Raw genomic sequence first — 22563 nt, forward strand, 5'->3', positions numbered from 1 at the left:
GCTCACCGAGCGCCGTAGACGGTCCGGCCACCGACGGCGTCCTTGTCGATCCGGCGGGTCAGGTGCAGGCCCTCCAGCACGAACTCGACAGCCGCCGCTACCTCGCCGCGACCGGCGGAGTCCGCGTAGCCCAACCGGTCCAGCACCTTGGCCAGTCCGGTCACGGTGCCGAGCTGGGAGAGCAGGTCCGCCGCGGGGACCAGGTCCCCGGTCTCCACCACCGCGCCCTCGGCGAACACCGCGGTGAAGCCCGACAGGTCCAGTCCGCCGAGCCGCTCCCGGAAGGTGGTGGCCACGGCCAGCCGGAGCAGGTGCTCCAGCACATCGCGCTCCCGACCCTCCTCGCCCATCTCGAACTCGACCTTGCCGAGCAGGGTGGGCAGCACCGAGGGCAGGTCGCCGACCCGAGCCACCGCCTCGGGGTCGTCGGTGCGACCGGAGCGACGCAGGGCCGATCCGGCCACAGCCTCGGCGGCGGCGATGGTGAAGCGGGCCGACACCCCGGACCGCTGGTCCACCGACGCCGACTCCCGCAGGCTGGCGGTGAACCGGGCCAGCACCTCCAGCAGGTGGTCGCCGACCTCGGCGACGAGGACGGCCTCCTGCCGGAGCAGCTGCACCTCGTCGGCCAGCTCCGACAGGTAGTGGGTGCGGATCTCGGCGCCGAACCGGTCCTTGAGCGGGGTGATGATGCGGCCGCGGTTGGTGTAGTCCTCCGGGTTGGCGGTGGCGACCAGCACCACGTCCAACGGCAGCCGGAGCGAGTAGCCGCGGACCTGGATGTCGCGCTCCTCCAGCACGTTGAACAACGCGACCTGGATCCGCTCGGCCAGGTCGGGCAGCTCGTTCAGCCCGAACACCCCGCGGTTGGCCCGCGGCACCAGGCCGTAGTGGACGGTTTCCGGGTCGCCGAGGGTGCGGCCCTGCGCCACCTTCACCGGATCGACGTCGCCGATCAGGTCGCCCACGCTGGTGTCGGGAGTGGCCAGCTTCTCGGTGTAGCGGTCGTCGCGGTGGCGCCAGGTGATGGGCAGGTCGTCGCCCAGCTCGGCGGCCAGCGCCACGCACCGGACGCAGACGGGCTCGTACGGGTCGTCGTGGATCTCGCAGCCGGCGACCTCGGGGCTCCACTCGTCGAGCAGCTGGGTCAGGGTGCGCATCAGCCGGGTCTTGCCCTGGCCGCGCTCGCCCAGCAGGACGAGGTCGTGACCGGCCAGCAGCGCGGTCTCCAGCTCGGGCAGCACGGAGTCGTCGAAACCGACGATCCCGGGGAAGGCTGTCGCGCCGCTGCGCAGCCTGGTCATCAGGTTGGTCCGCAGCTCCTCGGCCACGGAACGGGTGTCGTGTCCGCTCGCCCGGAGCTGGCCCCTGGTCCGAGCAGATGGGGGGGTGGCCGGGGCGGCGTGGCCCGGCGTGATGGCGGTCATACCGCGACCCTAGAACTCGGTCACAAGACCCTGGGCCCGGCGGGTCTAGTCCCGGCGCAGATCCGACGCGCGGGGCGCGCTCCACCGGCGGTGCATGGCCAGGAACCGCAGCGCGATGCAGAGGGCCGCGGCCGGCACCAGCACCCACTCGCGGAACACACCCGCCTCCCAGGTGAGCACCACCACCGTCGCCCCGGCCAGCGCCGGGATGGCGTACACGTCCTGACGCAGCACCACCGGCATCCGGTTGGCCAGCAGGTCCCGCAGCACGCCGCCGCCGATGGCCGTAAGAACGCCCATCAGCGCGGCCGGGATGGGGTCCAGCCCGAAGAAGAGCGCCTTGACCGTGCCGAGCACGCAGAACAGACCCAGGCCCATCGCGTCGAACCAGTCGACGTACCGCTCGATCCGGGCCAGCTTCGGATGGAACCGGAAGGCGACCAGGGCGGCGACCACCGGCACGGCCAGGTAGCGCCAGTCGGTGAACGAGGCCGGTGGGGTGTCGCCGATCAGGACGTCGCGCATGATGCCGCCGCCGAGACCGGTGACGGCACCGAGGACGATCACCCCGACGATGTCGAACTGGATGCGGACGCCGAGCAGTGCCCCGGACAACGCGAACACGAAGATGCCGATCAGGTCGAGGGCGACCGGTACCAGGCCCATTCGCCGCACCCTAGGCCATCGGACCGCTCGTCGCGTACGGCGTAGGGGGCCGTGCAGGATAGGTTTGGTCGAACACTGCACCGACAACAGCGCGGTGAGGACACAGCTGGAGATCGAGATGGAGAGCGCACTCAGCCCGCGCGAGATCCAAACGCGGATCCGATCGGGTGAGTCGGTAGCAGACGTGGCCCGCGTCGCCGGCGTCGACCACGACCGGGTCGAGCGGTTCGCTGCGCCCGTGATCGCTGAACGGGAGCACGTCGCCGGACTGGCCATGACCTCGTCGGCGCGCCGCCGGGGCGAGACGTCGGCCAACCGGACGCTGCGTCAGGTGCTGAACGAGCGGCTGCTCACCCGTGGGGTCGACATCGACACCGTCGGCTGGGACTCCTACCGGCTGGACGACGGCCGCTGGGCGGTCACCGCGGACTACGTCACCGGCGACAGCGACCACCAGGCGGTCTTCTACTTCGATGTCGCCGGCCGCTACTCCGTGGCCGGCAACGACGAGGGGCGTTGGGCGCTCGGCGACATCCCGCCCGCGCGCACGCCGCAACCTGGTCAGCCCGACGACGACACCGAGCCCACCATCGACCTGAGCGACGAGCTGGCCCTGGTGCGCGCGATCCAGGACATCCCACCGGCCACCGGCCCCGGCCCGCGGGAGACCCAGGTCGAGGTGACGTACGCGGAGGTGGTGCAGCTCGCCCGGACCCCGCGCTCCGGACCTGTCGAGACCCCGGCCGAGACCGCGGCGGAGCTGCCCGAGGACGGGCCGACCGAGGACGAGGGTTCCGAGGACGGGGGTTCCGGTCTGGACGTCCTGTCCGAGATCTTCTCCTACCAGGACGTCGACGGCGCCGAGCCGGTCGAGCTCGTGGTGGAGACCATCTACGAGGAGACGGTGCTGGAGGTCGTGGCGCCGGGGTCCGAGCCCTCCGCCGGCGACCCGGTGCCGACCGACACCAGGCCGAGCGACGCGTCCGCCGTGCCGGAGCTCGGTCCGTCCCTGCGGTCGGAGGCGTGGGAGCCGGCGATCGTGGTCGACTACCCGGTCGAGCCGAGCGAGGACGACGGCGACGTCGAGGTCCCCGAAGGCAGCGACGACCCGGGCCGCCCGGAGCCCCCGGTCGCCGGTCAGGATCGCCGCGACGAGGCCGAGTCGCTGCTCGACGCGGTCCTGTTCGGTCAGGTCACCGCCGAGGCCGCCACCGTGACGCCCCCGGCCGCCACCGTGACGCCCCCGGCCGCCACCGAGCGGGTGATCACCGAGCCGGAGGAGCAGGAGCTCCCGCTCGACCTGCCCGAGCAGCCGACCCCTGCCGCCGCGCCCAAGCCGGTCCGGCGCAAGCGGGCCTCGGTGCCGAGCTGGGACGAGATCGTGTTCGGCGGCCCGAAGAGCTAGGGCGTCGACCCGGTGGCACGGGGGCGGGCCGGATCGGTGATCCAGTCGCTCCACGAGCCCGGGTAGAGGGCTCCGGTCCGCCCGGCGGACTCCAGCGCCAGCAGGGTGTGGGCCGCGGTGATCCCGGAGCCGCAGTAGAGCACCGGCTCGCCGACGACGTCGGCGAACCGCTCGGCGATCTCGGCCGCCGGCCGGAAGCCACCCGCCTCGGTCAGGTTCTGGGTGGAGGGTCGGCTCACAGCGCCGGGGATGTGACCGGCGACCGGATCGATCGTCTCGTTCTCCCCGGCGTAGCGGTCGGCGGCACGGACGTCCACCAGGGCCACCTCGCCGTCCAGCAGCGCCGCGACCCCGGCCGCGTCGACCACTCGACGGTGGCCGGGCGCGACCACGAAGTCCCCCGGTGCCGGCGCGGCACCGGGGCCGGTCTCCACCGGCTGCCCGGCGGCCCGCCAACCGGCGAACCCGCCGTCCAGCACCCGGACCGAGGGATGACCGGCGTCGGTCAGCAGCCACCACAGCCGGGACGCGGCCAGCGAGGTCGCCCCGTCGTACACCACCACCGGGGTGGCGGCCGAGACGCCGATCCGGCGCATCGCCAGCTGGAAGGTGCCGAGGTCGGGCAGCGGGTGGCGCCCGCCGGACGGGCCGTGGGTGGTCAGCTCGGCCTCCAGGTCCACGTAGACCGCACCCGGCAGGTGCCCCGCCTCGTAGTCGGCCCGGCCGGACGGGCCGTTCAGGGTCCAGCGCACGTCGGCCAGCACCAGGGGGCGACCCGTCGCCCGCTCCGCGGCCAGCTCCTCGACCGTCACCAGGGGGTTGTTCACAGGTCCTCGTCCTCTCGCTCGAAGGGCAGCGGGTCGGTCCGGCTGGACTGCGCCACCACCCGGGTGACCCCTCGTCGGTGGTGGTCGCGACACAGCACCTCGTACGCCGTGGCGCCGCCCGTCGCGTCCCCGTCCTCCACGTCGGGCACGGTGTCACCGACCACGACCTGCGCACCCTCGGTGACCATCCGGCCGGCCACCGTACGCGCGTTGTGGGTGGCGCGCTTGCCGCACCAGCACAGCGACCGGACCTGCAGCGTCTCGATCCGGTCCGCCAGCTCGACCAGCCGGCGGGAACCGGGGAACAGCAGGGTGCGGAAGTCGGTCAGGATCCCGACGGCGAACACGTCGACGTCCAGCTCGTCCACGATCCGCGCCAGCTGGTCGATCTGCCCCGGCAGGTAGAACTGGGTCTCGTCGCAGACCAGGTAGTCGATCCGCTCCCCCGTGGTCAGCTGGCCGACGAGGTAGCCCCAGAAGTCGAACTCCGCGGTCACCTCGACCGCCGGTCGCTCCAGCCCCAGCCGGGAGGAGATGGTGGCCTCCCCGGCCCGGTCCTGGCTGGTGAACAGGCGGCCACGACGTCCGGCGACGGACTGGGTGTAGTCGAACTGCAGCGCCAGGGTCGACTTGCCGCAGTCCATGGGTCCGGTGAAGAAGACGAACTCGGCCACCGGGGCATCGTGCCACGGGTGCCTTAACCTGCCCGCATGCCGCGCCCGCCCGACGCCCTCCCCGGCTGGCTGCTGGCCGAGCTCGAGCCGGTGCGCCGTCTGGCTGCCGCTCTGACCGACTCCCCCGCCGAAGCCGCCGACCTGGTCGCCGAGGCTCTGGCGCGGGACCCGTCCTGGACGCAGCTGCCCGTCGGTCACGACCCGGCGCCGCTGCTGCGAACGGGCCTGGTGCGGACCTACCTGCGCGGCGGCGGCGATCCGTCCCGCGCGGCGGTCGCGCTGCGCGACACCGAGCGGCTGACGATCGGCGAGATCGCCTCCCTCGTCGACCGGCCGACGCGTCGGGTGGCGACCGACCTGGCCGGCGCACCGCCGGGTGACCGCGAACACGGGGCGGGTCCCCCGGCCGTCACCGCGCCGTCGCTCGCGGTGGTCGTGGACCGGTACACCGCAGCGGCGCGCGAGGTCCGCCGGGAGCCGGCGCGGCGGCGGCGACTGGTCGCCGCCGGGCTGCTGGTCGGGGCGCTGGTGGTGATCGGCGTCGTGGTGCTACCCACGCTCGCGACCCGGCTGCTGCCGCCGGACGTCCGGGAGCCCGGGGAGTGGCGGTTCTCCCACCGGGTCGAGCTGGCCGACGGCTGGTCGGTGGAACAGCGGCTGCTGACGCCGGTCACGGAGCGGACGGTCATCCGGCTGCCGATCACCAACGGCGATCCCGGCAGCTGCACCATCACGCTCGCCGAGCGGGTGGAACCGGTCGCCCGGCGGGCCGAGACCCACCCCGTCCGGGTGCAGGACCACGACGCCACCTACGTCGACGACCCCGCGCTCGATCCGTACGTGGTCTGGTCCTACGCCACCGAGCGTCACGCCGTGGTCAGCTGCTCGCGCCTGGTGACCCCGGAGTCGTTGCAGCTGCAGGTGGCCGACGCGGTGGTCTTCGACGGCGAGCAGCTGCGGACGCCCTTCACGCTGACCGCGCGGCCCGCGGGCTACCGCGTCGACCTGGTCAGCTGGACCGGACCGGCCGCCCGTGAGGTGCTGGTGGAGCTCGCGCCCGACGACGTCTCGGCCGCGCCGACCATCGTGGTGAGCTCCGGCCGGCCGGAGCCCGCGGACCGGTGCTTCCCGGCCGACGGCACGGTGCGGACCGCCCGGACGGTGGTGCCGCGACCCGACGAGATCTGCCTGACGGCCTCCTGGTCGACGCGGGAACCCGCTGCCGGCCGAGCACTGGACGAGGTGTCCGGACTCCTGCAGCGGGCCGCGGACGTCACCGATCCGCGCACCTGGTTCGACGCCGACGACCTGCCGGGCTGACCACCCCGACGTACCCTTCGCTCATGCCCCGCCCACCCGCCGCGCTGCCGGAGTGGCTGCTGCGGGACCTGGGTCCCACCCTGGGTCTGGCCGCGGCGTTGACCGGTTCGCGGCCCGGAGCTGTCGACCTGGTGACGCAGGCCCTGGCCCGGGACCGGTCCTGGACCGCTCTGGCCGGCGAGCTGGACCCGAGCCCGCGGTTGCGGGCGTCAGTCGTCCGCACCTTCCTGGCCTCCCCGCTGGGCCGCTCCCTCCCACCGGTCCGGTCCGGGCTGGACGCCCTGACCGGACCCGCCCGGGCGGCTGTCGTGCTGCGCGACGGCGAGCGCCTCACCACCGGTGAGATCGCCTGTCTCCTGGACCGGCCCGCGAAGCGGGTGGCCTCCGACCTGGCCGAGATCCCGCCCGGCGCCCACGACCCGGAGATCGCCGAGCTGACGGCTCTGGCCCCGGCGCCGGCGACCGTCGCCGACCGGTTCGCCGACACGGTCCGGCGGGTCCGCACCCAGCGGGGACGACGCACGGGCCTGCTGACCGCGGCGACGCTCGTGGTGCTGGCCGCCGTCGCCCTCCCGACCCTCGTGCTCCCGCGGCTGCCGGCCGACGTCAAACCGGCCACCGAGTGGCGGTTCAGCCACGAGGTCCGTCCCCTCGAGGACTGGCGCATCACCTACCGGGCCATCTACCCCGACTACGAGCAGACCAACGTGGTCCTTCCCGGGCCGGACGACGAGGAGACGACCTGCCTGGTGACGGTGTCGACCGTCCCGGGCGAGGAGCAGCTCCCCGCCCGGGGGGACTCGCGGGCGACCAGCGTCGGGGGCAGACCCGGCGAGCTGATCGACACCGGCGGGAACAACCTCATCCTGGCCTGGCAGTACGGCGACGAGGCCTGGGCCACCGTGTCGTGCCCGAACCGGCCGGTACCCGTGGCCGGCCTCCAGCAGGTGGCCGCCACCGTCCGCTTCACCGACCGACGGCAGCTGCTGCCCTTCATGCTGGACGCCCTGCCGGAGGGTTACCGGATCCGTACGGTCGGCGAGGCCTTCGCCGAGCCCGACTGGGGCCCGTTCGTGGTGCTCGACCCCCCGCAGGACAGCTACTGGCCCATCCTGCTGATCGGTCCGAAGACCTCCGACGCCGACCAGGGCATCGCCACCGAGCGGTGTCTGGGGCCCGACCAGAGCATCTGCGTCACCGCGGGCCAGTCCGACGACCAGATCCCGGTGCAGCCCGGGGTCGGCCGGTCGCTGCTGGCCACAGTGGTCCGGGACCTGCGACTCGCCCCCGACCCGACCGACCGGGCCGGCTGGTTCGACGCCACCGGCCTCCCCCGCTGATCCGCGAGGGCCGCGCTCAGTCGACGAACAGGGGCACGGTCATCTCGGCGGGCGTGAGCGAGCCGTGCATCCCGACCAGGGACAGCTCCCGCGGGAACTGCCGCGTCATCACCGCCCAGTCGGTCTGCAGGGCCACCAGCACGTGACCCCACCGCTCGACCAGGGCCGGGTCGACCGGGCCGAACCACCCGTCCTCGATCGCCTGCTCCCGGGTCCGGACCCACGCCCGGTCCCCCAGGTGATCCGCCCACCGCGCCGCCACGGCCGCCGGGGAGTCGCGGTCCACGTACAGCTGTCGGAACCGGCCCTCCCCGGCCAGGGCGTCGACCCCGGCCATCAGGTCCGGCACGTCCTCCGCCAGGATCTGGTGCTCCTGCGGCACGTCGACCATGCCGTGGTCCCCGGTCACGATCAGCACCACGTCGTCGGGCAGCTCCGCGCGGAGCCGCTCGATCATGTCGTCGACCCGGGACAGGTGCCGCAGCCAGCTGGACGAGCCGCAGCCCTCTACGTGGCCGGTGTGGTCGAGCTCACGCTCGTACGCGTAGACCAACGACCTCCGACCGCGCTGGGCGGCCGCCACGGTCAGGGCGATCCGTCGCTCGGTGTCGCGCTCCTCGGCGTACCCGACGAAGTCCGGTCCGCGCAGACCCGCCTCGGTCAGCCCGCTGAACTCGAACCGCTCCAGGGCCACCGAGCTGACCGCGACGCCGGCCTCCGCGGCGCGCTCGAACAGCGTCGGCTTCGACTGGTACGAGCGGGCGACGAGGTCGGACTCCCAGGTCAGCGCGTTGAGGATCTCCCCGGTCGAGGGGACCCGCGAGGTGTAGCCGGCCATGCCGTGCTGACCGGGCGGCAGCCCGGTGCCGAGCGACGCCAGACTGGTCACCGTGGTGCTCGGCACGCCGGCGGTGATCGGCTTGCCGTCGCCCAGCAGCGACGCCAGGTAGGGCGCGTCCCGGATCGCGCCACGGACCAGGTGCCAGCCCAGACCGTCGACCAGCACCACGACGTAGCGCTCGGCGTTCGGCAGTCCCAGCACGTCCTCCCGGCAGCCGGGGACGCCGAGGTGCGCGCCGATGCTCGGCATCAGGTCGGCGATCGTCGCCGACCCATACGCCGGGACGATCACCGGGCGGTGACGCGCTGCAGCGTGGTGGCGAACCGCACCAGCCGGGCCACCCGGTCCTCGCCGTCGGCAGCCGCGCTCATCCGCACGGTCAGGTCGTCTCCGGCCATCGTGCCGGTGTAGCCGTGGTCGGCCTCGCAGTCGGGATCGGCGCAGCCGGCCTGCTCCAGGTCGATCCGCCGCATGGCGCCCCAGCCGACCGACAGCCAGGTCTCGTCGACCCGCCCCGCCCCGGCCCGGAACTTCTCCGGGTCGGCGACGACCCGGGTGAGGGTGACCGTGCCGATCGTGCCGAGCGCCACGGACTCCGTCGACGACGCGGCGTACGAGCCGGTGTTCGGCGGCTCGGCGGGCTGGTCGTCGGTGTGCCCGACGATCAGCCGGGTCTCGGTCAGGGCCAGCACGGTGACGTGCCGGTGGATCTCGTCGTGGCTGAACGTCGGTTCGTGGTGGACGACGAAGTCCACCAGGTCCTCCCCGGCCAGCGCCAGGGCGACGGTGTCCTCGACCAGATCCGGGAAGTAGCCCTGGGCCTCGATCTCCGACCTCAGGTCCCGCCGCACGGCGTCCAACCTCATGGGGATAGATCCTGCCATGCGCAAGCCGCGACGCAGTCGCTCCGTTCCCCTCACAGCACCCGGGCCATCGGATCGCGCTGGTCGTCGGTCGGGGCGAGCCGCACCGCAGCCCCCAGCACGGCCATCCCGGTGAGGGACGCGACGCACGGGCTCAGGGTCAGCGCGGCCAGCTGCGGGAGGTCGTCGGCGAGCTGGGCCACCCGGTGCAGCAGGTCCTCCACCGCCGCCACCTTGACCCCCGGCGAGTTCTCCCGGCCGAACAGCAGCGGCGCCGCCCGCAGCCCCCGGACCATGCCGGCGGCGTCGACAGTGGTCAGCGGCGGCACCCGGTGCACCACGTCGCCGAGCAGCTCGCTCGCCAGACCGTCCAGACCGAGCGACAGGATCGGGCCGAAGGCGGCATCCTCCCGGGAGCGGATGACCAGGGCCACCCCGGGGGGCGCCATCTTCTGGATCACCGGACTGGCTGCGGCGATCGCCTGCTCGCGGTCGAAACCGAGCACCGACACCACCTCGGTGAGGTCCTGCCACGCGTACGCCAGCTCGTCGGCGTCGTCGAGGTTGCGGTAGACCGCCGCCTGGTCGGGCCGGGCCCGCAGCCCCGGGGCCGACGCCTTCAGCACCACGTTCCAGCCGAGCGCCTCGGCGGTGGCCACGGCCTCCTCCAGCGTGTGCACCTCGGTCTTGGTGACCAGCTCGATGCCGTACGCGCCGAGCAGCCGGGCCGCCTCGTCCTGGGTGAGCGCGCGGCCGGCCGGGTGCTGGGCGAGGACCCGGTTCACCAGCCGCTTGGCCGCCTGCTCGTCGATGTCCAGCAGCGGCACGGCACCGGGGTCGCGAGCCAGCCAGCCGGCGTACTCGGTGATCGAGCCGAGGGCCCGGATCGCGTCACCCGGGGAGGAGAAGGTGACCAGCTGCCCCATCCCGTCGCGGTCGTCGCTCGCCGGGATCGGACCGCGGAAGTCGAGCAGGACGCAGATGAGCGGTTTCTCGGCGTAGGCGGCGAGCTCCTCCAGCGCCTCCTCCACGTCGTCGTCACGCCCGTACGGGGAGACGGCGGTGCAGACGACCGAGTCGCAGGTGCCGTCGGCGAGGGCCTCGTCGGCGGCGGTGTGGAACTCGTCGGCCCCGGCGTTGGTGGCCAGGATCAGCGGTTCCGGCTTGAGCACGAGTCCGGCCGCCTCGGCCGTCGCGGCCATCTGCCGGGCCAGGGTGGCGGAGTTGGTGATCAGCTGCACCCGCGGGCCCTTGGGCAGCGGCTGCCGGGAGACCACCCGGGCCGCGTCGATCATGCCCTGTCGGCGGTGGCTGACGATCACGCCGTTCTGCCGGAACAGCGCGTCGACCGCGGCCTCCTCCGCGTGCCCCAGACCACCGCGGACGCCGTAGTGGTCGGCCCGGTCGGCCCGCCCCGGGGAGAACACGACCACCGGCTTGCGCCGGGCCAGCCGGCGCACGATCCGGGTGAACTTGCGCGGGTTGCCGATCGAGTCCAGGGACAGCAGGCAGGCGGAGGTGGCCTCGTCGTCCTCCCAGAACTGCATCACGTCGTTGGCGGTCACGTCGGCGAAGTCCCCGGTGGACAGGAACGAGGACAGGCCGAGGTCCCGTTCCACCGCGTAGTTCAGCAGCGACACCCCGATCGCCGCCGACTGGCAGAACATCCCGACCACGCCGGGCCGCGGCATCGGCGCGGGGCTGGCGTTCAGCCCCACCTCGGAGTCGGTGTTGATCAGCCCGAGGGCGTCCGGCCCGACCGCCCGCACGCCGTACGCCCGGGCCAGGTTGACCACCGTCCGGTTGTCGTGCCCGCCGTCGCCGCCGCCGGTGAGCACCACCAGCCCGTGGGCGCCCTTGTGGGCGGCGTCGATCACCACACCGCCGAGCTGGTCGGTCGGGACCGAGACCACGGCCAGGTCGATCCGGCCCTCCACGGTCGCGATCGAGCTCGCCAGCGGCACCCCGGAGACCGGGCAGCTGTCGGTGCTGACCGCGATCACCTCGCCGCGGAAGCCGCCACTGACGGTGGCCACCACCAGCTCCTGGACCCGGCTGCCGGGGCCGAGCAGCACCACGCGGTCCGGGGTCAGCAACCGGCGGATCGACCGGCTCTCGGCCCGGTGCTCGCGGCGCTCCATCACCCCGACCGAGGTGTCGGTGGGCAGGATGGCGAACTCCACCATCAGCACCCCGTCTTCGTAGCCCTTCTGCACCCGGTAGCCCGCATCCGCGAACACCTGGGCCATCCGGCGGTTCTCCGGCAGCACCTCGGCCACGAACTTGGTGATCCCGCGCTCCCGGGCGGCCTCGGCCAGGTGCTCGAGCAGCAGCTGGGCGATGCCGCGCCCCTGGTGGGCGTCCTCGACCAGGAAGGCGACCTCGGCCTGGTCGTTCTCCACCCGGTCGTAGCGTCCGACGCCGATCATCTGCTCGCCGAGCGTGATGATCAGGGCGACCCGGTCGACGTAGTCGACCTGGGTGAAGCGGGCCACGTCCCGGCTGCTCAGCCGGGGGTAGGGCGCGAAGAAGCGCAGGTACTTCGACTCCGGCGAGACCCGGTCGTAGAACCGCACCAGCAAGTCCGCGTCGGCCGGCCGGATGGGGCGGAGCCGCGCGACGCCACCGTCGGCGAGCAGGACGTCGGCCTCCCACTCCGTCGGGTAGCCGGGAGGGTTCAGGCTCTCGGGCACGAGGGTCACACTACGGGTCCGCACCAGGGCGTGGGGAGCCGGCGAGATGCCTGTCCCCCGGGCTCCCCACGGCCCCGTACGGTGGATCGCGGACCGCTGGATCGGTCCGGCTCCACCACCGACCCACCCCGGAGGCGATCGCGTGCTCAGCCCCACCACTCCCCTCTCCCCCTCGTCGCGGACCCAGGCGCTGGAGCGGCTGGCGGCCGACGACTTCGACGTGCTCGTCATCGGGGCCGGGGTGACCGGGGCCGGGGCGGCGCTGGACGCCGCCACCCGGGGTCTGACGGTGGGTCTGGTCGAGGCCCGGGACTACGCCTCCGGCACGTCCAGCCGGTCGACCAAGCTGTTCCACGGCGGTCTGCGCTACCTGGAGCAGCTCGACTTCCGGCTCGTCTTCGAGGCGCTGCAGGAGCGCAAGCTGGCCCTGGAGACGCTGGCGCCGCACCTGGCCAAGCCGGTCCGGTTCATCTACCCGCTGCTGAAGACCGGGATCGACCGCGCGTACGCGGGGCTGGGCATCGGCGTCTACGACGTGATGGGAGCCGGCCGCGGCGTGCCGAGCCACCTGCGGCACCTGGGCCGGCGCCGGACGATCGAGCTGTTCGGGTCCGGCGACCCGTCGGTGATCCGCGGCTCGATCGCCTTCTACGAAGGCCAGGTGGACGACGCACGGCACACCATGATGCTGTCCCGGACCGCTGCCCACTTCGGTGCCGCGGTGGCCAGCAGCACGCGGGTGGTGGGGTTCCTGGCCGATCCGGACGGTCCGGCGCGGGGCCGCGGCGGACGGGTCGCCGGCGTGCGCGTCCGGGACCTGGAGTCCGGCCGCGAGATCGAGATCAGGGCACGCACCGTGATCAACGCCGCCGGGGTGTGGATCGACCAGCTCGCCCAGCTGCTGAGCCCGAGCGGTCTGCAGCCGGCCAGGTCGTTCCGGGTGCGGGCCTCCAAGGGCGTCCACCTGCTCGTTCCCCGGGACCGGATCGACGCCGGCTGCGGGCTGATCACCCGGACGAAGTCGAGCCTGCTCTTCGTGATCCCCTGGCACCAGCACTGGATCATCGGCACCACCGACACCGACTGGGACCTCGACCTCGCGCACCCCGCCGCCAGCAGCGCCGACATCGACTACCTGCTCGGCCAGGTCAACCGGCTGCTCGCGCAGCCGCTGACCCGTGACGACGTGATGGGGGTGTACGCCGGGCTGCGGCCGCTGCTGGCCGGTGAGTCGGACTCGACCTCCAAGCTGTCCCGCGAGCACGCCGTCGCCACCCCCGTGCCGGGTCTCGTCACGGTCGCCGGGGGCAAGTACACGACGTACCGGGTGATGGCCGCCGATGCCGTCGACGTGGCGGTCCGGGAGCTGGCCGCGGTGCCCGGCGGAGCATCGGCGGCGGCGGCGGCCACGCCGTCGGTGACGGCGGAGGTCCCGCTGCTGGGGGCCGACGGCTACCGGGCGCTGTGGAACACCCGGGCCCGGCTGGCGGCGGACTCCGGCCTGTCGACCGACTGGGTCGAGCACCTGCTCAACCGCTACGGGTCACTGACCGCCGAGCTCTTCGCGCTGATCGCCGAGCGCCCCGAGCTGGGTCGGCCGTTGGCCTCGGCGCCGGGCTACCTGGCGGTGGAGGCCCTCTACGCCGCCACCCACGAGGGGGCCCTGCACCTGGACGACATCCTGGCCCGGCGGACGCGGATCTCGATCGAGACCTGGGACCGCGGGGTCGCGGCGGCCACCGAGGTCGCCGGCCTGGTGGCGTCGGCACTCGGGTGGGACGAGGCCCAGGTGGGGCGCGAGATCGCGCACTACACGGCCCGGGTGGACGCCGAGCGGGAGTCGCAGCACCAACCCGACGACCGGTCGGCCGACGCGGCGCGTCTCGGTGCCCCCGACGTGCGCCTGGACGGGCGCCAGGGGTCCGAGGGGCGACCGGCTCAGTAGCCGGCGTCCAGGTCGACCACGTTGCGCAACGACTCGTTCGCCGAGAACCGACGGATGTTGTCGGCGAGCAGGTCCAGGCCGCGGTCCCGCCCGGCCGCCGACGACCCGGAACGGTGGGGCGAGACGACGACGTTCTCCAGGGCCCACGCCCGGTGGTCGGCCGGGAGCGGCTCGGTCAACCAGGTGTCGAGGGCGGCTCCGCCGATCCGGCCCGCCGCGGCCGCGTCGAGGAGCGCCTCCTCGTCCACCGTGCCGCCCCGGCCGACGTTGACGAACCACGCGTCGGAGCGCAGCCGTGCGATGTCGGCGGCCGTCACCAGCCCACGGGTCTGCGCGGTCAGCGGCACCGTGCTGACCACGACGTCCGCCGCGGGCAGGGCGTCCCGCCAGGCGTCGCCGGCAAGGGACCGCTCCGCACCGGGCACGGCGCGACCGCTCCGGCTGGCGGCCCAGATCCGCATCCCGAACGCCGCCGCGCGGTCCACGACCTGCTGACCGATCCCGCCGGCGCCGAGCAGCAGCAGCGTGCGGCCGTGCAGCTCACCACTGACCAGGTCGTCGGCCCACCGGTGCTCCCGCTGGGCCGCGTCGACCTCCCGCGCCCGGGTGACCGCCGACAGCATCACCGACAGCACCCACTCCGCGATCGGGATCGCGAACACGCCGGCGGCGTTGGTCAGCGTGATCTGCCGGCGGCGCAGCTCGGCCAGCGGCCAGCTCTCGACCCCGGCGCCCGGGCTGTGCAGCCACCGCACCTGCGGGGCCCGGGCCAGCAGGGTGGCGAGCTTCTCGGCGTCCCCGCCCCACTGCACCGCGCCCTCGACCGCACCCAGGTCGGTTCCCTCGTCGTCGATCGCGACCAGGGTCACGTCCCCGCTCACGTCCGGAGCGGCGCTGAGCCGGTCGCGCAGGTCGTCGAGGTCGTCCGAGCCGGCCGCGAAGGTGATCATGGGCCTGGATGCTAGCCGCGGCCCGGTGCGGCCCGCGCGGCGTCGCGGCCCGGGGGACTAGCGTCGCCGGATGACCGTCTTCCTGATCGTCGGGCTGCCGGGGGCCGGCAAGACCACCCGAGCCAGGGAGCTGGAGGCGGAGCGGTCGGCGCTGCGGTTGACGCCGGACGAGTGGCAGATGGCGGTGTTCGATCGTGACAGCCCGACCCGATGGCGATCGGCCGAGCGGGCCGCCCACCGTGACCGCCTGGAGGGCAAGCTGATCGAGATCGGTCTGCGAGCCGCCGACCTCGGTCTCGACGTCGTCCTCGACTTCGGGTTCTGGGGCACCGACGAGCGCTCGGCCCTCCGCTGGATCGCCGCGGCCCGCGGTCTGCGCACCGAGGTCGTCTACCTGCCGATCGGCTACGACGAGCAGCGCCGCCGCATCACCGCCCGGTCCGGAGGCGACCCGGCTCAGTTCGAGATGTCCGACGCCGAGCTGCGCCAGTGGCACACCCGGTTCCAGGCCCCGGACGTCGACGAGCTGCGCGACGGCACGATCCCCGCCGTCCCGGCCGGACACGCGTCGTGGGCGGCATGGGCGAGGGCACGTTGGCCGTCCTGGCGGCCCGGCCAGGGGTGACGCGGGCCGTCCGGCCGGTCGACGCCGTCGGGGTGCCCGGTCGCGACGCAGTAGCGTGTCGAGAACGTGGACCGCTCCTCGCTGCGGTCTCCTCGCCTCGCCCCCCGGAGGTCTCGACGATGCCGCTGAACTGTGCCGTCCGCGCCGCCCGCGACTTCCTGCTCCAGCACCGCACCGACTACGAGGTCGCCGCGGCCGGCTTCAGCTGGCCCGAACCGCCGATCTACAACTTCGCCACCGACTGGTTCGACGGGCTCGCGGCGGAGAACCCGGACGGGGTCGCGCTGTGGGTGATCGACGGCGACCAGGAGACGAAGCTGACCTTCGCCGAGCTGTCCGCCCGCTCCATCGCCACCGCCCACCTGCTGGCCGAGCTCGGTCTCCGGCGCGGCGACCGGGTGCTGATGGTGCTGGGCAACTGCGTGCCGCTGTGGGAGCTGATGCTGGCCGCCATCCGGCTCGGCGCGGTGATCATCCCGGCCACCCCGCAGCTGTCGGCGGCCGACCTGGCCGACCGGGTGGACCGGGGCGGGGCGCGGCTCCTGGTGGCGGCCGGGGCGGAGGCCGACCGGTTCGCCCACCTGTCCCTGCCGCTGGGCAAGATCGCGGTGGGCAGCTCCGCGGTGGGCAGCTCGGAGGAGGTGACCGTCCCCGACGGGTGGGTGGACTACCGCCGGGCGTACGAGTTCCTGGGCGCCGACGGGCACCTGCCCGGGGCAAGCAAGGCCGGCGACCTCACCCTGCTCTACTTCACCTCCGGGACCACCGCGCTACCGAAGCTGGTCCAGCACACCCACGTGTCCTACCCGATCGGCCACCTGTCGACGATGTACTGGATGGGCCTGCAGCCCGGTGACGTGCACCTCAACATCTCCTCGCCCGGGTGGGGCAAGCACGCCTGGAGCAACGTGTTCGCCCCCTGGCTGGCCGGCGCGACGGTGCTGGTGTACACCTACGCCCGCTTCGACCCCCGGCAGCTGCTGGACGTGCTCGCGCACACCGGGGCGACGACCTTCTGCGCACCGCCGACGGTGTGGCGGATGCTCGTCCAGCACGACCTCGCCTCGGCCCGGCACTCGCTGCGCGAGGTGCTGTCGGCCGGCGAGCCGCTGAACCCGGAGGTGATCGAGCAGGTCCGCCAGGCGTGGGGTCTCACCGTCCGGGACGGCTACGGCCAGACCGAGACCACCGCCCAGGTCGGCAACCCGCCGGGCGCGGAGGTCCGTCCCGGCTCGATGGGCCGGCCGCTCCCGGGCTACCGGGTGGTGCTGGTCGACCCGGTCACCGGTGACCACCGGGACGACGAGGGCGAGCTGTGCCTGTCGTTGGACCCGCGCCCGGTGCCCCTGATGGCCGGCTACGCGGAACGGGCCGGGGTGCCGGCCGACGAGCTGAACGCGGAGGCGTTCGCCGGCGCGGTCTACCACACCGGTGACGTGGTGTCGCGGGACGCGGACGGCTACCTGACGTTCGTCGGTCGTGCCGACGACGTGTTCAAGGCCAGCGACTACCGGATCAGCCCGTTCGAGCTGGAGTCGGTGCTGATCGAGCACCCGGCGGTGGCCGAGGCGGCCGTGGTGCCGGCCCCGGACGAGCTGCGGTTGGCGGTGCCGAAGGCGTACGTGGTGCTGGCGGAGGGGTATCCACCCGACGCGGCCACGGCGCGCTCCATCCTGACCTACTGCCGCGAGCACCTGGGGTCCTACAAGCGGATCCGCCGGATCGAGTTCGCCGAGCTGCCGAAGACGATCAGCGGCAAGATCCGGCGCGTCGAGCTGCGGGACGCGGAGGCGGCGCGGAGCGCGTCGGGCGAGCGTCCGGCGGCCGAGTTCCGCGACACCGACCCCGGCTAGTCACCCGGATGCGGTAGAAGGTCGGGTCGGCACCCGGCCGATGACGAACCACCCGAGACGAGGATCTTCCGATGGCCGATTCCCCGCAGTCCGTGGGCGACCTGGTCCGCGCCTACCTGGCCGAGCAGTGCACGGTGCTGATCGAGGCCGAGCAGGCACTGCGCGAGCGTGAGCCGGTGATCCACGCGACCCGGGTCGCGGCCCGGCGGCTCCGCAGCACCCTGCGGACCTACGACGACCTGATCGACGTGGCTCGGGCCGGCGGGTTGAGTGACGAGCTGGTGTGGTTCGCGGGTCTGCTGGGCGAGGTGCGGGATCTCGAGGTGCTGGAGGCGCGGCTGCTGGCCGACCTGGCCGAGCTGCCACCGGAGCTCGTGGTGGGTGCGGTCGCGGCCCAGATCCAGACGGAGCTCAGCACCCGGCGGAAGGTGGCCTGGGACGCCGTGCACGCCGCGCTGGACGACGACCGCTACCGCCGGCTGCTGGCCGAGCTGCACCGCTGGCGCAGCGACGCACCGCTGACCCCGGAGGCCAAGGCGCCTGGAGTCGCGGCGAAGGCGTACGTGAAGCGCGCGGCCAAGGCACTCGACAAGCGACTCGACCGGGCCATCGAGGCCCAGCTCACCGGGGACCCCGGGGCCGATCACCTGCTGCACGCGGCGCGCAAGGCGGGGAAGCGCGCCCGCTACGCCGCCGAGCTCGCCGCCCCGGTCCTGGGCAAGAAGGCCGACAAGATCATCGCCGGGCGCAAGGACCTGCAGGACGTCCTCGGCGATCACCAGGACAGCATCGTGGCTGCGGAGTTCCTCCGCAGCGAGGGGGTCCGGGTGGGCAACCGGAGCGGTCACAACGGCTTCACCTACGGACTGCTGTACGGGCACGAGCGCGCCCGCCGCGCGGCCGTCACCGAGCAGCTGCGGCCCTTCCTCAGCTGAGGTCCGCGACCGCGGCGGCGATGCGCCTGGCGCGGGTCTCGGGCCGTTTGGCCTCGACGATGCCGCGGACCTGTTCCTTGCGGCGCGACGGGGTGAGGGCCTCGAAGGCGGCCATCGCTCGCGGATCGGCCTCCAGCGCCGCGCGGAGGTCCGCGGGCAGCTCCACCACCCGCTCCGCGTCGTCCAGCTCGACCGTCGCCGTGACCGGGTCCCCGATGTCGACCCCCAGCTCGGCCCGCGCCGCCTTGGACAGCCCGATCAGGTTCTGGCCTCCCATCCCGGCCAGCCGGAGCCGCGCCGTACGGTCGCCGATGGTGACCCGCACCGCCGCCCGCCGACCGCCGCCGAGCTCGGCCACCTGGGCGTCGGTGAGCTCCAGCGCCGTGGCCGGACCGACGGGTCGCAGGACCGTGGAGATCTGCAGCGTCATCCGGCGATGGTGCTCCGACACGCGCCGGAAGCGCAAGCCCGGCGCGGGACCGGGCAGAATCAGCGCATGGCTCGCCGCACCCCACCGCCGGTCGACGACGACTTCATCGAGAAGATCGTCGACATCGACGTGTCGTCGGAGATGCAGACCAGCTTCCTGGAGTACGCGTACTCCGTCATCTACTCCCGGGCCCTGCCCGACGCCCGGGACGGGCTCAAGCCGGTCCAGCGACGGATCCTCTACTCGATGCAGGAGATGGGGGTCCGACCGGACCGCGGCCACGTGAAGTGCGCCCGGGTGGTCGGTGAGGTGATGGGCAAGTACCACCCGCACGGTGACGGCGCCATCTACGACGCCCTGGTCCGCACGGCCCAGGCCTGGACGATGCGGCTGACGCTGGTCGACGGCCACGGCAACTTCGGCTCCCCCGACGCCGGGCCGGCCGCCATGCGCTACACCGAGTGCCGGATGGCCCCGGCGGCCCTGGCCATGACCGACGGCCTGGACTCCGACACCGTCGACTTCAAGCCCAACTACGACGGCAAGGACACCGAGCCCACGGTGCTGCCGGCAGCTTTCCCCAACCTGCTGGTGAACGGCGCCGCCGGGATCGCTGTCGGGATGGCCACCAACTGCGCGCCGCACAACCTGGTCGAGGTGATCCAGGCGCTGCGGCACCTGATCAAGCACCCCGACGCCCAGCTCGACACCCTGATGCGCTTCATCCCGGGACCAGACCTGCCGGGCGGCGGCAAGATCATCGGACTGGACGGGATCCGGGACGCGTATGCCACGGGCAAGGGCAGCTTCCGGATCCGGGCCACCACCCGGATCGAGCAGGTGCACCCGCGGCGCAAGGGCATCGTCGTCACCGAGCTGCCGTACATGGTCGGTCCGGAGCGGGTGATCGAGCAGATCAAGACCCTGGTCACCGGTCGCAAGCTGCAGGGCATCGCCGACGTCAAGGACCTGACCGACCTGACCAACGGCACCCGGCTGGTGATCGAGATCAAGAACGGCTTCAATCCCGAGGCGATCCTCGAGCAGCTCTTCCGGGGCACCAAGCTGGAGGACTCCTTCGCGATCAACTCGGTGGCGCTGGTCGACGGGCAGCCGCGCACCCTGTCGCTCAAGGAGATGCTGACGGTCTACCTCGAGCACCGCTACGAGGTCACCCGCCGACGCACCGAGTTCGAGCGCACCAGGGCTCTGGACCGGCTGCACCTGGTCGAGGGTCTGCTGATCGCCATCCTGGACATCGACGACGTGATCGCGATCATCCGGGGCAGCGACGACACCGCGCACGCCCGGGCCCGGTTGATCGAGGCGTTCGACCTGTCGGAGATCCAGGCCAACTACATCCTGGAGATGCCGCTCCGCCGGCTGACGAAGTACTCCACCATCGAGCTGGAGACCGAGCGCGACGCGCTGCAGGCCACCATCGCCGAGCTGACCGAGATCCTGGAGAACCCCGAGCAGCTGCGGACCGTCGTCAGTGTCGACCTGGCCGAGATCGCCAAGCAGCACGGCACTCCGCGCCGCACCATCCTGCTGGCCGCCAGCGGCGTGGCGGCGACCACGTCGGCGGACCCGCTGGAGATCGCCGACGACCCGTGCTGGGTGCTGCTGTCCTCGGCCGGGCTGCTGGCCCGGACCGACCACGGAGACCCCCTCCCGGCGGGTGGGCAGCGGGCCAACCACGACGTGCTCGTCTCGGCGGTGCTGGGTACGGCCCGCGGCGACCTCGGCGTGGTCACCTCGGCCGGCCGGCTGATCAAGATCAACGCCCTCGACCTGCCGACGGTGCCGTCGACGGCCAACGCGCCCAACCTGCAGGGTGGCACCCACGTGTCCGAGCTGGTCACCCTGGAGGGCAACGAGCGCGTCCTGTGCCTGACCACGCTGGCGGAGACCTCCCTGGGCCTGGCGCTGGGAACCGCCCGCGGCGTGGTCAAGCGGGTCAACCCGGAGGTGCTGGGGCGGGACGCCTGGGAGGTGATCCGGCTCGAGCCCGGCGACAGCCTGGTCGGCGCGGTGGAGCTGACCAGCGAGACCCACGAGCTGACCTTCATCACCAATGACGCCCAGCTGCTGCACTTCCCGGCGGCATCCGTCCGCCCGCAGGGTCGCTCCGGGGGCGGGATGGCCGGCGTCAAGCTCGGTCCAGGAGCGCGCGCGGTGTTCTTCGGCGTGGTGCCGACCGGGGAGGCAGGCAGCGGCGCCGAGGTGGTCACGATCTCCGGCTCCTCCACCGCCCTGCCGGGGACCGACCCGGGCACGGTGAAGGTGACGTCGTTCGCCGAGTACCCGGGTAAGGGCCGGGCGACCGGCGGAGTGCGCTGCCACCGCTTCCTCAAGGGTGAGGACACGCTGCTGCTGGCCTGGGCCGGACCGGGACCGGCCTGGGCCGCCGCCGCCAGCGGTGCCCCGGTGGACCTGCCGCCCGCCGACGGGCGTCGGGACGGCTCGGGGCTGGCGGGCAGCCAGCCGATCGCCGCGGTCTCCTCGCCCCAGCACTGATCAGCTCGGCGCTGACTCCTCGGCCGGCGGCCGGGGACCGAGGCGGCGATTCATCGAGAACAGTCGGCCGAGCACGGGCAGCAGGACCAGGTTGGCCCCGTGCAGGATGCCGATGATCAGCAGGATCCCACCCAGGCGCATGCACTCGTCCTTGACCTGAGCCGCGTTCACGGAGAGACCCCAGGTCTCGGCGGGCTCGAAGTTGACCGTGAACAGCACGTACGCGGCGAAGATCAGGTAGTAGACGATGTCGGTCAGCACGATGTAGCTCTTGCCCGTCGTCGGGTTGTCGTGGAACACGTCGGCCGCATAGGCACGGCCGAAGCGCTTGATGAACGGACCGAGCCAGAACGCCAGGGCGATCAGCACGCCGTTGGTCGCCAGCTCCAGGGTCCACCAGGGCAGCATGAGAGCTCCGTTCTGTCGGGGGGCGAGGGTCACCAGCAGCGTGAGCACGGCGGCCGCGATCAGCAGTCCGACACCCAGGAACAGTCGTCGGCGGGAGCGGCGGAGGCGGTCGTCGGCGATGCTGCCGACGACGCGGTCGAACAGGTCCGGAGCAGCCGGCTCCGCGGTCCGCCCGAACGCCTCGGACAGGCGTTCCTCGATGTTCGTCATCGCCGCTCCCCCAGTTCTCGTTCCAGCGCGCGCAGACCACGTTGCAGGTGGGTCTTGACCGAGTTCGTCGACAACCCGAGAGTGTCGGCGATCTCGGCGACGGGCAGCTCCAGGTAGAAGCGCAGCACCACGCAGTCGCGCTGCCGACGCGGCAGCGCACGCACCGCCGCCACCACCTCGCGGGCGTCTTCTCGGACCGTGGCCTCGACCTCGGCCGAGACCTGGTCGACCACCGCCGGCGGGCGGTGTCTCAGGGACACCAGGCCCCGTCTGTTGTAGTCGCGGCACAGGTTGATCACGATCGAGCGGAGATAGCTCGCGGCCCGGTCTCGGCGGTGGATCCGGTACGCGTTCGCGGCCAGCTTGATGAACGCCTCCTGGACCAGGTCCTCGGCCGCGGTCCGGTCGTCGACGAACCAGCGCGCCATCGAGACCAGGCGCGCCGACTCGGCCCGGAACAGCTCGGCGACCAGCTCGTCGGCGGTCACCCGAGGTGCTGGCGCGGCCACGGCTTCCTCGGATACGGACTCCATCACCGGTACGGACTCCTCTGCCACCCCCGCCGGGTGACACGCTCCGCAATCTAGTTCTGTCGGTCTCCGGCGTCACCCGTCTTCGCGAGCGCCTCGTC

19 protein-coding genes are annotated in these 22563 nt (G+C 73.1%); 8 read left to right on the top strand and 11 right to left on the bottom strand.

The window, feature by feature from the left end:
* Positions 1 to 2 precede the first annotated feature (2 nt).
* Together ABD714_RS07160 and ABD714_RS07165 are read right to left on the bottom strand one after the other, a co-directional pair.
* Entirely contained in the window at positions 3 to 1427 is a 1425-nt protein-coding gene (locus ABD714_RS07160; protein ID WP_344811613.1) for a sigma 54-interacting transcriptional regulator, read from the bottom strand.
* A 45-nt stretch (positions 1428 to 1472) separates the two neighbouring features.
* On the bottom strand, positions 1473 to 2093 hold the full coding sequence (locus tag ABD714_RS07165) for a trimeric intracellular cation channel family protein (protein WP_344811614.1): 621 nt from the start codon (positions 2091 to 2093) through the stop codon (positions 1473 to 1475).
* 94 nt (positions 2094 to 2187) lie between these two features.
* On the opposite strand from ABD714_RS07165, the gene sepH reads away from it, so the two are divergent.
* On the top strand, positions 2188 to 3498 hold the full coding sequence (sepH, locus tag ABD714_RS07170; protein WP_344811615.1) for a septation protein SepH: 1311 nt from the start codon (positions 2188 to 2190) through the stop codon (positions 3496 to 3498).
* Here sepH and ABD714_RS07175 read toward each other — a convergent pair.
* Together ABD714_RS07175 and ABD714_RS07180 are read right to left on the bottom strand one after the other, a co-directional pair.
* Positions 3495 to 4325, bottom strand: a complete 831-nt coding sequence (locus tag ABD714_RS07175; RefSeq protein ID WP_344811616.1) for a sulfurtransferase — start codon at positions 4323 to 4325, stop codon at positions 3495 to 3497. The two genes, sepH and ABD714_RS07175, sit on opposite strands and share 4 nt — an antisense overlap.
* The gene (locus ABD714_RS07180) at positions 4322 to 4999 is read right to left on the bottom strand and encodes a thymidine kinase (protein ID WP_344811617.1); all 678 of its coding nucleotides are present in this window, start codon (positions 4997 to 4999) and stop codon (positions 4322 to 4324) included. The genes ABD714_RS07175 and ABD714_RS07180 overlap by 4 nt, the downstream gene beginning before the upstream one ends.
* Positions 5000 to 5035: 36 nt before the next feature.
* On the opposite strand from ABD714_RS07180, the gene ABD714_RS07185 reads away from it, so the two are divergent.
* Together ABD714_RS07185 and ABD714_RS07190 are read left to right on the top strand one after the other, a co-directional pair.
* Positions 5036 to 6319: a hypothetical protein gene (locus ABD714_RS07185; protein WP_344811618.1), complete on the top strand. Its 1284-nt coding sequence runs from the start codon at positions 5036 to 5038 to the stop codon at positions 6317 to 6319.
* A 23-nt stretch (positions 6320 to 6342) separates the two neighbouring features.
* Positions 6343 to 7659: a hypothetical protein gene (locus ABD714_RS07190; RefSeq protein ID WP_344811619.1), complete on the top strand. Its 1317-nt coding sequence runs from the start codon at positions 6343 to 6345 to the stop codon at positions 7657 to 7659.
* A gap of 16 nt (positions 7660 to 7675) precedes the next feature.
* Here the strand turns inward: ABD714_RS07190 and ABD714_RS07195 are convergent, their stop codons facing one another.
* From ABD714_RS07195 to ABD714_RS07205, 3 genes are read right to left on the bottom strand one after another with little or no spacing between them, the layout of a single operon-like run.
* Entirely contained in the window at positions 7676 to 8749 is a 1074-nt protein-coding gene (locus ABD714_RS07195; protein WP_344811620.1) for an alkaline phosphatase family protein, read from the bottom strand.
* Positions 8750 to 8787: 38 nt separating this feature from the next.
* Complete coding sequence (locus ABD714_RS07200) at positions 8788 to 9366, bottom strand: DUF5998 family protein (RefSeq protein ID WP_344811621.1); 579 nt, start codon at positions 9364 to 9366, stop codon at positions 8788 to 8790.
* Positions 9367 to 9416: 50 nt separating this feature from the next.
* Positions 9417 to 12056, bottom strand: a complete 2640-nt coding sequence (locus ABD714_RS07205) for a GNAT family N-acetyltransferase (protein ID WP_344811622.1) — start codon at positions 12054 to 12056, stop codon at positions 9417 to 9419.
* Positions 12057 to 12198: 142 nt separating this feature from the next.
* Here ABD714_RS07205 and ABD714_RS07210 point away from each other — a divergent pair, with 142 nt between their 5' ends.
* Positions 12199 to 14001 carry a glycerol-3-phosphate dehydrogenase/oxidase gene (locus tag ABD714_RS07210; protein ID WP_344811623.1) on the top strand — a complete coding sequence of 601 codons (1803 nt, stop codon included), beginning with the start codon at positions 12199 to 12201 and terminating at the stop codon, positions 13999 to 14001.
* On the opposite strand, the gene ABD714_RS07215 is transcribed toward ABD714_RS07210, so the two are convergent.
* A complete protein-coding gene (locus ABD714_RS07215; protein ID WP_344811624.1) occupies positions 13995 to 14951 on the bottom strand; it encodes an NAD(P)-dependent oxidoreductase in 957 nt (318 codons plus the stop codon). The genes ABD714_RS07210 and ABD714_RS07215 overlap by 7 nt on opposite strands.
* Before the next feature lie 70 nt (positions 14952 to 15021).
* Between ABD714_RS07215 and ABD714_RS07220 the strand changes: the two genes are divergently transcribed.
* The 3 genes from ABD714_RS07220 to ABD714_RS07230 all read left to right on the top strand — a co-directional run bounded on the left by ABD714_RS07220 (position 15022) and on the right by ABD714_RS07230 (position 18364).
* Positions 15022 to 15576: a P-loop nucleotide/nucleoside kinase family protein gene (locus ABD714_RS07220; RefSeq protein ID WP_344811625.1), complete on the top strand. Its 555-nt coding sequence runs from the start codon at positions 15022 to 15024 to the stop codon at positions 15574 to 15576.
* A gap of 119 nt (positions 15577 to 15695) precedes the next feature.
* Positions 15696 to 17429 carry an AMP-binding protein gene (locus ABD714_RS07225; protein ID WP_344811626.1) on the top strand — a complete coding sequence of 578 codons (1734 nt, stop codon included), beginning with the start codon at positions 15696 to 15698 and terminating at the stop codon, positions 17427 to 17429.
* A 71-nt stretch (positions 17430 to 17500) separates the two neighbouring features.
* Entirely contained in the window at positions 17501 to 18364 is an 864-nt protein-coding gene (locus ABD714_RS07230; protein WP_344811627.1) for a CHAD domain-containing protein, read from the top strand.
* On the opposite strand, the gene ABD714_RS07235 is transcribed toward ABD714_RS07230, so the two are convergent.
* Entirely contained in the window at positions 18357 to 18794 is a 438-nt protein-coding gene (locus ABD714_RS07235; protein ID WP_344811628.1) for a YdeI/OmpD-associated family protein, read from the bottom strand. The two genes, ABD714_RS07230 and ABD714_RS07235, sit on opposite strands and share 8 nt — an antisense overlap.
* Positions 18795 to 18860: 66 nt before the next feature.
* Here ABD714_RS07235 and ABD714_RS07240 point away from each other — a divergent pair, with 66 nt between their 5' ends.
* Positions 18861 to 21314: a DNA gyrase/topoisomerase IV subunit A gene (locus ABD714_RS07240; protein ID WP_344811629.1), complete on the top strand. Its 2454-nt coding sequence runs from the start codon at positions 18861 to 18863 to the stop codon at positions 21312 to 21314.
* On the opposite strand, the gene ABD714_RS07245 is transcribed toward ABD714_RS07240, so the two are convergent.
* Both ABD714_RS07245 and ABD714_RS07250 read right to left on the bottom strand, forming a co-directional pair.
* Positions 21315 to 21932, bottom strand: coding sequence for a hypothetical protein (locus tag ABD714_RS07245; RefSeq protein WP_344811630.1), 618 nt, complete (start codon positions 21930 to 21932; stop codon positions 21315 to 21317).
* A complete protein-coding gene (locus ABD714_RS07250) occupies positions 21929 to 22465 on the bottom strand; it encodes an RNA polymerase sigma factor (RefSeq protein WP_344811631.1) in 537 nt (178 codons plus the stop codon). The genes ABD714_RS07245 and ABD714_RS07250 overlap by 4 nt, the downstream gene beginning before the upstream one ends.
* Between the last annotated feature and the right edge of the window lie 98 nt (positions 22466 to 22563).

It is taken from the genome of Microlunatus aurantiacus (assembly GCF_039536605.1).
GTDB classification, from domain to species: Bacteria; Actinomycetota; Actinomycetes; order Propionibacteriales; family Propionibacteriaceae; genus Microlunatus; species Microlunatus aurantiacus.

What these genes read in the sequence shown, in the direction of transcription:
- ABD714_RS07195 (WP_344811620.1), bottom strand. Translation starts at nt 8,749, where the DNA reads ATGCCGAGCATCGGCGCGCACCTCGGCGTCCCCGGCTGCCGGGAGGAC.
- ABD714_RS07245 (WP_344811630.1), bottom strand. Translation starts at nt 21,932, where the DNA reads ATGACGAACATCGAGGAACGCCTGTCCGAGGCGTTCGGGCGGACCGCG.
- ABD714_RS07240 (WP_344811629.1), top strand. Translation starts at nt 18,861, where the DNA reads ATGGCTCGCCGCACCCCACCGCCGGTCGACGACGACTTCATCGAGAAG.
- ABD714_RS07235 (WP_344811628.1), bottom strand. Translation starts at nt 18,794, where the DNA reads ATGACGCTGCAGATCTCCACGGTCCTGCGACCCGTCGGTCCGGCCACG.
- ABD714_RS07200 (WP_344811621.1), bottom strand. Translation starts at nt 9,366, where the DNA reads ATGAGGTTGGACGCCGTGCGGCGGGACCTGAGGTCGGAGATCGAGGCC.
- ABD714_RS07215 (WP_344811624.1), bottom strand. Translation starts at nt 14,951, where the DNA reads ATGATCACCTTCGCGGCCGGCTCGGACGACCTCGACGACCTGCGCGAC.
- ABD714_RS07165 (WP_344811614.1), bottom strand. Translation starts at nt 2,093, where the DNA reads ATGGGCCTGGTACCGGTCGCCCTCGACCTGATCGGCATCTTCGTGTTC.
- ABD714_RS07160 (WP_344811613.1), bottom strand. Translation starts at nt 1,427, where the DNA reads ATGACCGCCATCACGCCGGGCCACGCCGCCCCGGCCACCCCCCCATCT.
- ABD714_RS07250 (WP_344811631.1), bottom strand. Translation starts at nt 22,465, where the DNA reads ATGGAGTCCGTATCCGAGGAAGCCGTGGCCGCGCCAGCACCTCGGGTG.
- ABD714_RS07185 (WP_344811618.1), top strand. Translation starts at nt 5,036, where the DNA reads ATGCCGCGCCCGCCCGACGCCCTCCCCGGCTGGCTGCTGGCCGAGCTC.
- ABD714_RS07220 (WP_344811625.1), top strand. Translation starts at nt 15,022, where the DNA reads ATGACCGTCTTCCTGATCGTCGGGCTGCCGGGGGCCGGCAAGACCACC.
- ABD714_RS07230 (WP_344811627.1), top strand. Translation starts at nt 17,501, where the DNA reads ATGGCCGATTCCCCGCAGTCCGTGGGCGACCTGGTCCGCGCCTACCTG.
- ABD714_RS07225 (WP_344811626.1), top strand. Translation starts at nt 15,696, where the DNA reads ATGCCGCTGAACTGTGCCGTCCGCGCCGCCCGCGACTTCCTGCTCCAG.
- ABD714_RS07190 (WP_344811619.1), top strand. Translation starts at nt 6,343, where the DNA reads ATGCCCCGCCCACCCGCCGCGCTGCCGGAGTGGCTGCTGCGGGACCTG.